Raw genomic sequence first — 12,502 nt, 5'->3', positions numbered from 1 at the left:
CGCTGCGCCCGGCGCTGTACCAGTATGTCTTGCCCCCTTCGACGGGGTTCACGCTGAAAAGGATCTGAGCATGTTGAAACTCGCAGGACTGACCCTCGCGCTGGCCGCCGCTACGCTGAGTTCCACCGTCATGGCCGATGTCGAGGTCGACCTGGGCAGCCCGCAACGGGTGACCCGGCTGTTCGCCTTTCCCAACAACTGCAACGTCATCTGCTATCGCGACTGGACCCTGGAACAGACGGTGGCGCACTACCTGACCCAGAGCGTGCAACGCGATGGCTATGCCAACGCCAAGGTCAGCGTCAAGACCGCTGGCGACAAGGTCCTGGCCTCGTTCAGCGGGGTTCCGGCGGGCTACGGCAAGCCCCTGGGCGCCTTGCTGGACGCCGGCGACCTGGCCTACAAGGGCGCCAGCCAACTCAACAGCGACGGCAAGTGGGCCTATAGCTGGTACCTGTTCCTGCCCTTGGGCATGGCCCTGGAAAACCGCAAGAGCGTCGAGCTGCTGCACTTCCCGCCGGACTACTCCCTGACCCAGGCCCAGGACTACCTCGAATCGGCTACCACCGATCGCTGGGCCACCCTGCTGGTCGCCAACGGCATCGACGCCACGCAGACCCCGGCCTACCAGACCATCGTCGACATCGCGCCGATCGCCGCACCGTCCAATGCCGGCAAGGACCTGGAAGGCGTCTACGGCTACTTCAACAACTACCAGACCACCATGGTCAAGGAGGTCAGCCAGGGCAGCAGCGGCGCCGCCCTGCCGATGGTGGCCTTCGGCGCGCCGGTGCGCAGCTGGCTCAAGCAGCAGTACGGGGTAACGGTGAATGTGCTGGGCCTGGCGCAGATCAGCCCCAGTGCCGGGCTCAAGGTGCCGGTACTGGGCTCCAACCACCCGAGCTACATCTGGTATGCGGCAGATCCGGCCAACTACGACGATGATGAAACCAAGGCCGATGCCGCGGGCTTGAAGGTGATGGGCCAGGATTTGAGCGCGGCCTGCTGGCAGGCGGGAATGGGCAGCAAGCCGGGTAGCGATGCGCAGGCGCAGTTGAACAGTTGCACCCAGACCTGGCAGGTGACGCAGAAGGCCAAGACCTGCGAGTTGTTCTACACCTCGATCCGCAAGCTGGACCAGCAGCAGGCAGCGGCCAAGTGCGCCAGCGCGGCGGTCAAGAGCCAGTTGCTGCAGCTCCAGTCCCCCGCACCGGCGCCCAGCACCGAAGCGCCACACCTGTGAGGTCGCGCCAGCGTCGGCCCGGACCGGCGCTGGCGGTGCCTCAGGGCGAGCCCACCGGGCGCAGGCGGTACTGCGGCGGCAACTGCTCGGGGCCGCTGATGGTGGTGTTCAGGCTCTTCCAGCGGCCGTCCTTGATCCCATAGATGCAGCCGTGGATCGACAGGCTCTGCCCACGATGCCAGGCGTTCTGCACGATGCTGGTGTGACCGACGTTGGCCACTTGCTGGATCACGTTGAGTTCACACAGGCGGTCGACCCGCTCCTCTTCCGTGGTCAGGGCCCCCAGCGCATCACGGTGTTCGTAGTAAAGGTCGCGGATCGAACGCAGCCAGCCATCGATCAAGCCCAGCTGGCGGTCCTGCATCGAGGCCCGTACACCGCCACAGCCATAATGGCCGGTGACCAGGATGTGCTTGACCTTGAGTACATCCACCGCGTACTGGATCACCGACAGGCAGTTGAGGTCGGTGTGCAGCACCACATTGGCCACGTTACGGTGTACGAACAGGTCGCCCGGCAGCATGCCGACAATCTCGTTGGCCGGCACCCGTGCGTCCGAACAGCCGATCCACAGGTACTCCGGGGTCTGCTGGCGGGCCAGCTTGGAGAAGAACTCCGGATCCTGCTGCTTGATCGCTTCGGCCCAACGCTCGTTGTTATCAATCAGGTCTTGTAGTTCGTTCATGCTGTGAAGCCTCAGGAATGATGCGCAGGTTTGACAGACGACCTCCGGCCGGGGTCACGCGCGATGCGGCAGATACCGGTCATCCCATGGGGGGGAATCTTCGGCAAGGGGCTCGGTCCACCCCTACAAGCCCCTGAAGTTCGAGGACCTTCCATGACTGAACCACGACGCCCCTACAACGCGCCCCAACCCGAGCCCATCGATGACGACCAGGACCGCATGGGTTCGATGGAGGAATTGCATTTCGACGACCAGGCCCCGGTGGCTGGCAGCGACGGCCCGGCCACCGAGGATGGGTCCACCGCGAACGACCTGAGCCCGGAGGTCCTGACGCCGGAAGATGGCGCCCGCTCCGTCCGGGAGAAAGGGGCCAACCGGCCCGCCGACTGGGACCTGAGCATCGTCGACGATTCGCAGATCGGTGGTGGCTCGGGCCTGGATGAAGCCGAGCTGGCCAGGCGCAAGCCACTGGATGACCAGCGCTGAAGAAAGCGCTGGCTGGCGCGGCTCAATCCACCAGGGTACAGGCCATGACCAGCGCGTCTTCGCGCCCGCCCACCGCCGGGTAGTAGTCGCGGCGGCGCCCGACCTCGTTGAAGCCATAACGCTCGTACAATCGATAGGCGGTCTGGTTGCTCGAGCGCACTTCCAGGAAGCATTCCCGGGCGTCCTTCTGGTAGGCACGCTTCATCAGTGCCTCCAGCAGGTGCAGGCCCAGGCCGCGGCCCTGGTTTTCCGGCTTGACGGTGATGTTCAGCAGGTGAGCTTCGTCGATGATCACCTGGATCACCCCGTGCCCCACTTGCTGGCTGCCTTCGAACATCAGCCAGACTTCATAGGATTTGAGGGCATCCATGAAGATGCCGCGGGTCCAGGGGTGACTGAACGCGGCATATTCGATCTTCAGGATGGCATCCAGGTCCGCCTCGGTGGCCAGGCGGAAGGTCAACGCGTCACTCATCGCTACTCTTACTCATCATTGCTTTTCCAGCGCGCCATCAACCGGCGCATGGCTTGCCAGACGTCGGCCTTGCGCTGCGGCTCGTCCATCAACAGTTCCAGCCCGGGCAAGGCCCAGGCCGAGCCCAGGCCCTCGACCTCCAGCTCACGGTTGTAGGACTCGGCATCGGCCTCGCCGGCAAAACGTATGGCCGGCAGGCCCACCAGCCACAGGCAGGCGCAGGGTTGTTCTTCGACCCGCATGCCGACGAAGGCCTGGACGAAATCCCGCGCGGCCTCGGGGCCCTGGTCCAGGTTGCCGCGGGTCAGGCGCGGCCAGCGCACCGGCTCGGCGAGGATCTGCGGGCTGTCCGGCAGGCCGGCGGCGCGCAGCATGTCCTTGAGCAGCAGGTAGGCCGGGTCGCGGCTCTGGAACGCCTCGCCGGTGGGCAATTCCACCAGCAACAGGCAATGTCCGGCCCGCAACAGTTGCAGGGCGAAGCGCGGCGGTGGGACCACCGGCGCCTTGACCACCGGGGCGGCTTCCTCGTCCTCGACCACGGGCTTGGCGACCGGGCGGGCAGAGGCCGCAGCCGGGCGCGGCACTTCGATCTTCGGCCGCTCGACACTGCGTGCCACCGGGGCCGCTGCGGCCCGGGCCTCGGCGACGGGCGCAGGCGGCGCCTCCACCACCGGCTCCGGCAAAACCAGCAATTCGGGGCGCGAGGGGGCGGCAAAGGGCAATTCGCTGCGCGGCAACCAACTGACCACCTGCATGGCGGACAGATAAGCGCGACGACGGGACTCGATAAGCAAGGGTCGGCCACTTGTGGATAACTGAGGTGGGGGATTCTACCGTCCTTCGCCGAAGATCGCCCGCAGTTGATGCAGCGCAAAAGCGACAGTCCGTCTCCTTACTGGATCCTGGGTGAATCGTCGGCCCCCTGATGCAGTACAATCGCCGCTTTTCATTGCCAACCAGCCGGCCATTCCGATGATCGAACCCAAGCGCGTGTTGCGCGCCCTCGCCGAACACTGGGCACTTCTGGAGCCACTGTGCGAGCACTTCGACCAAGGCACCCTGAGTCTTGCCGAACTGCGCTCACAACTGGCCACCCAGCAACTGGACAGTACGCCCCAGGACATCACCAACCTGCTGGACGTATGGATACGCCTGGACATCCTGGTCCCGGTGGCGAAAAGCCCGAACCGCTTCGAGCTCAATGCGCAGATCCACGACTTCCTCGCCTACCTGCGGCGTGAACACCGCCTGGGCCTGTGCCTGGAGATCGAAGCCTACCTGCGCCACCTGGAGCGCCTGGCAGGCTACATCCAGGACGCCTTCGAGATCCGCGACGGCCACGACCTGGCGCGCCAGTTGCGCCTGCTGGACATGCGGGTACGCGATGTCCTGAAGAAACTCGCCAACGACGAACAGGCCCTGGTGGCGGTGGCCGAACGGGCCAAGACCAGCGACCGGCAGATCCCCCTGCGCCAGCGCTACGCCGAGGTGCTGGCCACCTGGGACGAATACGTCGAGCCGATGATCCAGCTGGTGAACGCCGACGGCGCCTTCGAGCAGGGCGTGCGCAAGGTGGAGAACGTGCTGCTGCGCATGCTCACCGAACAGCAGCGCCTGGGCCACCTGGTGGACGACGACATGCTGCTGCGCACCCACGCGCGGATCCTGGAGATGCAGACCAGCGCCCAGCTGACCCTGCGCCATGCCCGGGAACTGCTGCTGCCGCTGCGCGAAGAGGCCCGCCGGCACAACGCCGTGACCCGCGGCGCGGCCCTGGCCCTGTCGGTCATCCGGCGCAAGGGCATCGATGCGGTGCCCCAGGCGGCGATGCCGATGTTCACCCGTCCGCAGAGTACCTTCCTCGGCAGCTCCGGCCAGGTGGAGGCCTATGTCTACGCCCTGGCCCGCTTCGAGCCCAAGCCGGCGCGCTTCCCCAAGGCCCACAAGACCCACAAGGGCCTGGCCCCCAAGGCACCGCGCACGGTCCGGGAAATGCTCGAACGCTGCGAGAACGCCCTACCGATGCCGGACCTGATGAGCTGGCTGCTGGACCAGGAACCGGACGGCGCCACCGACGAGCTGCTGTACTGGTTCTCCCGCCTGTCCCGGGAAAAACGCTTCAAGCGCGAGCGTCTCGAACGCCGCGAATACCACACCCAGGAGCACCAGGTCAGCCTGCGCTCCTTCGCCCTGCTCTCGGCTCGCGACGACCAGCCCGAGCAAACTGCGAGTAATGCCAATGCATCTTGATCTTTCCGAACTGTCCCAGCTGGCGCCGATCTTCCGCGAGCTGTTCAAGGGCTACCACGTCAGCCGCCGCGATCCGGAGCTGTACGCGCAACTGTCGAACTTCCAGGACCAGTACCGAACCCTGTTCAAGGCCCTGGGCTTCGAGCTGGTGTGCGATACCCGCGGCTTCTATTACTTCGTGCCGGAAAACGCCGCGGCGCAGGTGAACAAGACCGCCCAGCGCCTGGCGCTGTTCACCTTCATCCTGGTGGAGCACCTGGCCGACCAGGGCCGCGACCCGATCGCCGTGCTCGACGGCGGCAGCCTGGGTCGCGACGAGCTGCCCTCGCTGCTGGACAAGTACCGCGACCTGTTCATCCAGGCCGAAGTGCAGACCCAGGAAGAGCTGGAAGAAAAGATCATGCGCCGCATGACCCAGCTGGGCTTCGCCCTGGAGGAACCGGGGATCTACCGCTTCCTGCCGCCGATGCACCGCTTCCTCGACGTCTGCCTGTCGGTACAGCAAGACCGCGACCTGGCGGCCAGCCTGCACAGCGTGCTGCCATTGCCGACCCCGGTGCTGGTGGACGAGGACAGCGACGAGAAACTGCTGCAAACCGATGACCCGCTGGACCTGAGCGAATTCGACGAGTCCGAGGAAAGTGAAGAAGACGCGCTGGCCCGGGCCATCGCCGAAGAACAGGAGCTCGACGCATGAGCAAGGAACGCTACGGCATCCGCCGCTTTGCCCTTTTGAACACCGCTGGCTACAGCCTGGGCCTGTTCCCCCTGGAAGAGCCGCTGTCGGTCTACGGTGCGAACAACCTGGGCAAGTCGGCGTCGATCAACGCCCTGCAATTCCCGATCCTGGCGCGCATGTCGGACATGAGCTTCGGCAAGTACAGCCTGGAGCAGTCGCGGCGCTTCTACTTCGCCTCCGACACCAGCTACATCCTGGTGGAAGTCTCGCTGCCCCACGGCCCCCACGTCATCGGCGTGTCGGGACGCGGACCGGGTGGCGGCTTCGGCCACCAGTTCTTCGCCTACGCCGGACAACTGGACCTGGCCCACTACCAGAAGGACGACACCTGCCTGCGGCAGAAAGAGCTGTTCACCAACCTGGAGCGCCATGGCCTGAAGGCCTACGAGCTCAAGCCCGATGAACTGCGGCGCCTGCTGGTCGGTGGCCACACCTCGATCCCGCTGGACCTGACCCTGATCCCGCTGCGCTCCACCAGCGAGCAGAGCCTGAAGACCTTCCGCGCGCTGTTCATCAACCTGCTGCACATGCGCGAAATCACCGCCGCCAAGCTCAAGCAGCTGTTCCTCGATGCCTTCGAGCACAGCCTGCGCTCGGGCAGCGTCGACTACATCGCCGCCTGCGACGAGGCGTTCCGCGATGTGCGGCGCATGGAGCAGGACTACAACTCCCTGGTGGCTGCCGGCCCGCTGGTGGAGGCCCTGGCCAACGGCGTGAAGCAACGGGACATCCTGCGCGGCAAGCTGCATCGCCTGTCGCCGCTGCTGGACTCGCTGTTGGGCACCTGGTCGGACTACGCCAGTGCACGCAAGGAAGAGCTGACCATCCAGGCCGAGCACTACCGCAACGAGCAGGACGCCCTGCAGAACGACCAGCGCAGCAGTACCCAGGAAATGATGCGCCTGGAGCGGGAAATCACCGGCACCCAGCGCTGGCTGGGCGAGCTGTCGGTGCTCAAGCACCGCTTCGCCCTGGTGGATGACGTCAAGGTGCTGGAGCAGCAACTGCTGGCGGCCAAGGATGCCCACGACGAACTGGCCGGCGCCCTGGCCCAGTCACGGCAGTTCTCCGCCGAAGACCTGGAAGAGCGCCTGCGCGACCTGGAAAAACGCCTGAAGTCGGTGAAGCAGCAGCTCGACCACGCCGACAACAACAGCTACGCCCGCCTGCGCGAGGAGTTCTCCCAGCAGGATGTGGAACGCCTGATGCGCCTGTTCAACAGCGCGCTGTTCAGCCTGCCCCTGGGCGAGCACGGCATCGCCCTGGACGACAATGGCGACTGGGTGAAGTCCGTGGAGCTGATCCTCGACGGCTTCAAGGGCGAGCGTTTCGAAGTGCCCGGGCTGACCATCGACATCTCCCATATCGAACCACCGGCGTTGCAGGCCCTGGCCGACCGCGCGGCCCTGCGCGACCAGAAGGAGCGCCTGGAGAAGGAGCTCAAGCAGCTCAAGACCCAGGCCGCCGTGGCTGCCGACCGCGCCGCGAGCAAGACCCAGACCGAGGCCCTGTACCAGCAGGTACTGGATGCGCAGAAAGCCCTGGAAGACTTCCGCCGGACCCAGACCCTGAGCGCCGAGGAAGGCGAGAAGCTGGAACAGTTGGCGCAGATGGAGGCCGCCCAGGACGAACTCAAGCGCTCCAGCGACGCCTTCACCGAGCGCGTCCAGCAACTGTCGGCCAAGCTGCAACTGGTGGGTCGCCAGATCAGCGACATGGAAGCCAAGCAGCGCACCCTCGACGACGCCCTGCGCCGTCGCCAGCTGCTGCCGGCGGACCTGCCGTTCGGCACACCGTTCATGGACCCGGTGGACGACTCCATGGACAACCTGCTGCCGTTGCTCAACGACTACCAGGACAGCTGGCAGGGCCTGCAGCGGGTCGATGGCCAGATCGAGGCGTTGTATGCCCAGGTGCGCCTCAAGGGCGTGGCCAAGTTCGACAGCGAGGATGATGTCGAGCGTCGCCTGCAATTGCTGATCAACGCCTATTCGCACCGCACCGAGGAAGCCCTGACCCTGGGCAAGGCGCGCCGTGCGGCGGTCACCGACATCGCCCGGACCCTGCGCAATATCCGCAGCGACTACGACAGCCTGGAACACCAGCTGGCGCTGTTCAACCGCGAGATCAACAAGCGCCAGGTTTCCAACCTGCAGAGCTTCCGCATCGTCCTGGCGCCCAACAAGGAAGCGCTCAAGCACATCGACCAGATCATCCACAGCGCCGGCCAGTACGAGGAAGGCGAGACCCTGTCGGTGTTCGACCTGAGCCAGAGCGCCGAGCAGGACAACAAGAACGAAGAGGCCAAGGAGTACCTGGCGCGGCTGGTGGCGGCCAACCACAACCAGCTGGGCCTGAAGGACCTGTTCGAGCTGGCGTTCGAGATCACCAAGGTCAACGGCCAGCCGGTGATCCATACCGACATCGATGGCGCGGCGTCCAACGGCACCACCATGACCATCAAGGCGCTGACCAACATGTACTTGTTGCTGCACTTGATGGACCGCGACCAGGCCGGGCGTATTCGCCTGCCCTACTACCTCGACGAGGCGGCGGACATCGACGAACGCAACCAGGCGGCGCTGCTCGAGACCAGCCTGCAACTGGGCTTCGTGCCGATCCTGGCCAGTGTGAAGCCGCAGGTTTCGGCCCAGGTGGCCATCGACCTGGAAGGCGGTAGCGGTCCGAACGGCATCTATATCGATGAAGCGGACTGGAAGTTCATCCGGCGCCACGACCAGGTCAAGGCGGTGATGAACGAACACGCCGAGGATGAAACACAGGCGGAGTTGGACGAAGCCTGATTTCCCTGCGCTGAAACACAAAGGCCGCCCTCTTGCGAGGGCGGCCTTTTTTATTGGGTTGGCGCTAGCGCGTCACTGGGGCGGCCGGTTGCTTGCCGAGGGGAATCTTCGGCGCCCAGGTCAGCCATTCATCCTCGAACTGGTCGAACAGCGGGAAAGTCTGCTCGGGCCGCGCCGGGTTGCCCATGCGCTCGCCCTCCGGGGTGGCGAAGGCGATACCGCCCTGGATCAGGGTCTCCAGGGATTCAGTACGCACGGTCGCGCCCTTGAACAGGCCGAAATCCACGCCAAAGCCGCTGCTGTTCCAGAAGCGCGTGCCACTGCGTACCAGTGGCGCGTACTTGGGCTCGATAAGAATGTGGATCAGGACCCGATCGGCCGTTTGCCCCAGTTCGTAGCCAGTGACCTTGCCCACCGTTATCTCGCGGTAGGTCACCGGTACGCCGATCTTCAGCGATCCACGCCGGGCAGCGCTCAGCACCAGGCTCAGGCCAGGCTCCTGGACACTGGCCTGTGGTGGCTGTGGCAGGGCCACGAAGCTGGTTTGCGCACCGAGGTTTTTCTCCGGTGGCTGGACCTCGATGTACTGGCCAGTGACCAGGGTCTCCAGGTTCGAGGTCTTCATCAAACCCAACTCGGGCTTGACCACCCAGAATTGGCTGCCGACCCGGGCAATACGCTCGGGCACCTCGGTGATCCGCGCCTTGAGCATCACCGACTGCATATCGGGGCTGAGGCTGACTTGTTCGAGCTTGCCCACATCCAGGCCCTTGAAGCGCACCGGGGTGCCGGCACGCAGGCCATCGGCGCGATCGACCTTGATCTGCACCGTGATGCCGCGCTGCGCTGCCTCTTCCTGGTTGGCGAACAGGCGGAACCGCGGGATGCGTTTTTTCAGCGGCACGTCAGGTATCGGCGTATCGAAGGCGATACCGCCGGCCATCAGGCTTTGCAACGACTCGCTCTTGATCTGGATACCGCCGGTCAGCCCTCCGGTAAGGGTGATGCCGCTGACGTTCCAGAAGCGGGTCGAACCGTTGACCAGTTTCTCGTACTCCTTCTCGATATGGACGCCGATCACCAGCTGCTTGCGGGTATGGGAGAACTGGTAGCTCTGCACCGCGCCGACCTTGACTTGCTTGTAGAGGATCGGGCTGCCGACCTCAAGGGAACCGAGGTTGTCGGTGAACAGCACCATGTGCAGGCCCGGCGTACGCAGGTCCAGCGGTGGCGCCTTGGCCCGAGCCTCGAATTCACGCTGCGGCGCGGCGCCCTTGTCACCCGGGCGAACGGCGATGTAGTTGCCCTTGAGCAGGGCCTCCAGCCCGGTGATGCCCGCCAGGGTGATGGATGGCTTGACGGTCCAGAACTGGGTGCCCTGCACCAGGTAGTCTTCGGCCAGTGGGTCAAGGGTCAGTTCGGCGGTGGCGCTGGTCAGGTCGGCATCGACCTTCAGGGCTTTCAGGCTGCCGACCTGGATGCCCTTGTACATCACTGGCGTATGCCCGGCCTGCAAGCCTTCGAAATCGCTGAGCTTGACCTTGACCCGGATACCGGCCTGGGCGGCGTCGAAGTCTTCGTAGAGGCGAAACGGCAGGCTCGGATCGGTTGGCGGGCTGTCCTTGCGATTCTCCGGAGTGGCGAAGGCAATACCACCGGCGACGATGCTGGCCAGGGATTCGCTGCGGATCTTCAGCCCGCTCAGGTTGGCGTCGACACTGATCCCGCTGGCATTCCAGAAGCGCGTGTGCTTGCGCACCAGGCTGGCGTAGGTCGGCTCGATGTAGACCTTGAGTTCGACGGTGCTCTGGTCTTCGGAGAGCAGGTAGCTCTTGATCTGGCCGACCTGGATCTGTTTGTAGAACACCGGACTGCCACGGGTCAGCGAACCCAGGCGCTCGGCCTTGATGGTCAGGTGCAGGCCGGGCTTGGCATCGGACAGGGGCGGCTCCTCGACCAGCGCGGTGAACTTGCGGGTCGGCTCGCCACCTTCTCCCGGGCTGACGGCGATGTAGTTGCCCGAGACCAGGGTTTCCAGGCCGGTGATACCGGCCAGGCTGACACTAGGCTTGACCAGCCAGAAGCGCGTGTTGGTCTTCAGGTACTGCTCGACATCCTTGCTCATCTCGACGGTGGCGACCACGCCCTTGGAGCTGCCTTCATCATCCAGTTCCAGGGACTTGACCTTGCCCACGGGCATGCCTTTGTAGAACACCTCGGTCTTGTTGGCCTGGACGCCTTCGCCGCTTTCAAAGCGTAGCTGGATCAGGATCCCGGTCTCGCTGTAGGCGCGCCAGCCCAGCCAGCCACCAATGACCAGGGCAATCAGGGGCAGCACCCAGATGGCCGACCAGTTGGAAGCCGGTCGGGTTTTGGCAGTAGGCAAATCACTCATGGTCGTCGTCCGACTCCGTGTTGTCCCAGATCAGTCGGGGATCGAAGGTTATCGCAGCCATCATGGTGAGGATCACCACGCTGGCAAAGGCGACCGCACCGAGGTTGGCTTCGATGCTGGCCAGCCGGCCAAAGTTGACCACCGCCACCAGGATGGCGATGACGAAGATATCCAGCATCGACCAGCGGCCGATGAATTCGATGAAGCGATACATGACGATCCGCTGCCTAGCCGACAACGGTTGGTGGCGTTGCACCGAGAACAGCAGCAAGGCGATACCCACCAGCTTGAAGGTCGGCACCAGGATGCTGGCGACGAATACCACCGTGGCGATGGGGATCATGCCGTGCTGCACCAATTGGATGACACCCGACATGATGGTGCTGGGGCTGCCTTGGCCCAGGGCGCTGACCGTCATGATCGGCAGGACGTTGGCCGGGATATAGAGGATGGCCGCCGTGATCAGCAATGCCCAGGTCCGCAGGATGCTGTTGGGACGACGGGCATGGACCTTGGCTCCACAACGTGTGCAGGTCTGGCTGTGACTGTCGGCCTGCTGCCGGTTCAACTCATGGCATTCGGTACAAATCAGGATGCCCGCATCAATCGCCCGCATGTACGTCTTCTCCAGATAACGCCTGCCAGACCTGGTGTGGCGACATCACCACTTCCAGCCAGACCTGGATCAACAGCAACGCGATAAAGCACACCAGGCCCAGGCCCACGGTAATGGACGCCATGTCGGCCAGCTTGACGATGGCTACCAGCACCCCCATGAGGTAGACCTCGAGCATGCCCCAGTCGCGCAGGTGGTGATAAATACGATAGAGCAACAGACCGTAGCTTCGACCGATGCACCAGCGAATGCTCAACAGGACCAGCAATTGGCAGATCAGCTTCAACAACGGGATGCCCATGCTGCAGAGGAACACCACCACTGCCACGCCTTGCATGCCCGTGTCGAACAGCCCTAGAACTCCACTCCAGACCGTATCGTCGGAAGACTGGCCCATGAGATCGAGCTGCATGATGGGCAGGAAATTGGCCGGCACATAGAGCAGCAAGGCGGCGATCACCAGGGCCAGGCTGCGTTGGACGACGTTGTGCCGGTGGGCATACAACTCGTAACCGCAACGCGGGCATTGGGCTTTTTCGCCATGGGCGAGTCTTGGCTTGCGCATCAGCAAGTCGCACTCATGGCAGGCGACCAGATCATCCAGCGGCAATTCCGACACCCCGGGGGTATCAACCGGATCCAGCATAGAGGGCTCGGGAATTGAGAAAAATAGCCACTATTCTAGTGTTCCGATTCGAAAATAACTGTGCAAATTTGTCCTCGAATCGGAATGTTTTTCGTCCGCGCAAAGACAAAACCCCAACTGCTTTCGCAATTGGGGTTTCGGAATTTAATCTTGACGATGACCT

Annotated in this window: 11 protein-coding genes; 5 read left to right on the top strand and 6 right to left on the bottom strand. The window is 64.1% G+C overall.

What is annotated here, in order from left to right:
- Window positions 1-70: 70 nt before the first annotated feature.
- Entirely contained in the window at window positions 71-1,243 is a 1,173-nt protein-coding gene (locus tag AC3WK8_RS30265; RefSeq protein WP_103326744.1) for a hypothetical protein, read from the top strand.
- 40 nt (window positions 1,244-1,283) lie between these two features.
- On the opposite strand, the gene can is transcribed toward AC3WK8_RS30265, so the two are convergent.
- Window positions 1,284-1,928 carry a carbonate dehydratase gene (gene can / locus AC3WK8_RS30260; RefSeq protein WP_053132134.1) on the bottom strand — a complete coding sequence of 215 codons (645 nt, stop codon included), beginning with the start codon at window positions 1,926-1,928 and terminating at the stop codon, window positions 1,284-1,286.
- A 153-nt stretch (window positions 1,929-2,081) separates the two neighbouring features.
- Here can and AC3WK8_RS30255 point away from each other — a divergent pair, with 153 nt between their 5' ends.
- On the top strand, window positions 2,082-2,414 hold the full coding sequence (locus tag AC3WK8_RS30255; RefSeq protein ID WP_103326742.1) for a serine kinase/phosphatase: 333 nt from the start codon (window positions 2,082-2,084) through the stop codon (window positions 2,412-2,414).
- Between the two features lie 22 nt (window positions 2,415-2,436).
- On the opposite strand, the gene rimI is transcribed toward AC3WK8_RS30255, so the two are convergent.
- Together rimI and AC3WK8_RS30245 are read right to left on the bottom strand one after the other, a co-directional pair.
- Entirely contained in the window at window positions 2,437-2,889 is a 453-nt protein-coding gene (rimI, locus tag AC3WK8_RS30250) for a ribosomal protein S18-alanine N-acetyltransferase (RefSeq protein WP_085594636.1), read from the bottom strand.
- 8 nt (window positions 2,890-2,897) lie between these two features.
- On the bottom strand, window positions 2,898-3,683 hold the full coding sequence (locus AC3WK8_RS30245; RefSeq protein WP_103326740.1) for an energy transducer TonB: 786 nt from the start codon (window positions 3,681-3,683) through the stop codon (window positions 2,898-2,900).
- A 178-nt stretch (window positions 3,684-3,861) separates the two neighbouring features.
- Here AC3WK8_RS30245 and mksB point away from each other — a divergent pair, with 178 nt between their 5' ends.
- The 3 genes from mksB to mksF are packed head-to-tail and all read left to right on the top strand — an operon-like array spanning window position 3,862 to window position 8,682.
- The gene (gene mksB / locus AC3WK8_RS30240) at window positions 3,862-5,139 is read left to right on the top strand and encodes an Mks condensin complex protein MksB (protein WP_053132175.1); all 1,278 of its coding nucleotides are present in this window, start codon (window positions 3,862-3,864) and stop codon (window positions 5,137-5,139) included.
- The gene (mksE, locus tag AC3WK8_RS30235; RefSeq protein ID WP_053132143.1) at window positions 5,129-5,836 is read left to right on the top strand and encodes an Mks condensin complex protein MksE; all 708 of its coding nucleotides are present in this window, start codon (window positions 5,129-5,131) and stop codon (window positions 5,834-5,836) included. Before mksB ends, mksE begins: the two co-directional genes overlap by 11 nt.
- A complete protein-coding gene (mksF, locus tag AC3WK8_RS30230) occupies window positions 5,833-8,682 on the top strand; it encodes an Mks condensin complex protein MksF (protein ID WP_085594632.1) in 2,850 nt (949 codons plus the stop codon). Before mksE ends, mksF begins: the two co-directional genes overlap by 4 nt.
- A 64-nt stretch (window positions 8,683-8,746) precedes the next feature.
- Here mksF and AC3WK8_RS30225 read toward each other — a convergent pair whose 3' ends face one another.
- Genes AC3WK8_RS30225 through AC3WK8_RS30215 form a run of 3 tightly spaced genes read right to left on the bottom strand, consistent with a single transcriptional unit; the run spans window position 8,747 to window position 12,339 of the window.
- Window positions 8,747-11,077 carry a PqiB family protein gene (locus AC3WK8_RS30225; protein WP_103326736.1) on the bottom strand — a complete coding sequence of 777 codons (2,331 nt, stop codon included), beginning with the start codon at window positions 11,075-11,077 and terminating at the stop codon, window positions 8,747-8,749.
- Complete coding sequence (locus tag AC3WK8_RS30220; RefSeq protein WP_085594628.1) at window positions 11,070-11,693, bottom strand: paraquat-inducible protein A; 624 nt, start codon at window positions 11,691-11,693, stop codon at window positions 11,070-11,072. Before AC3WK8_RS30220 ends, AC3WK8_RS30225 begins: the two co-directional genes overlap by 8 nt.
- On the bottom strand, window positions 11,680-12,339 hold the full coding sequence (locus AC3WK8_RS30215) for a paraquat-inducible protein A (RefSeq protein WP_085594626.1): 660 nt from the start codon (window positions 12,337-12,339) through the stop codon (window positions 11,680-11,682). Before AC3WK8_RS30215 ends, AC3WK8_RS30220 begins: the two co-directional genes overlap by 14 nt.
- Between the last annotated feature and the right edge of the window lie 163 nt (window positions 12,340-12,502).

It is taken from the genome of Pseudomonas sp. FW507-12TSA (assembly GCF_058781435.1).
Note: the sequence above shows the minus strand (reverse complement) of the source record. Positions and strands in the feature narration are given on the sequence as shown.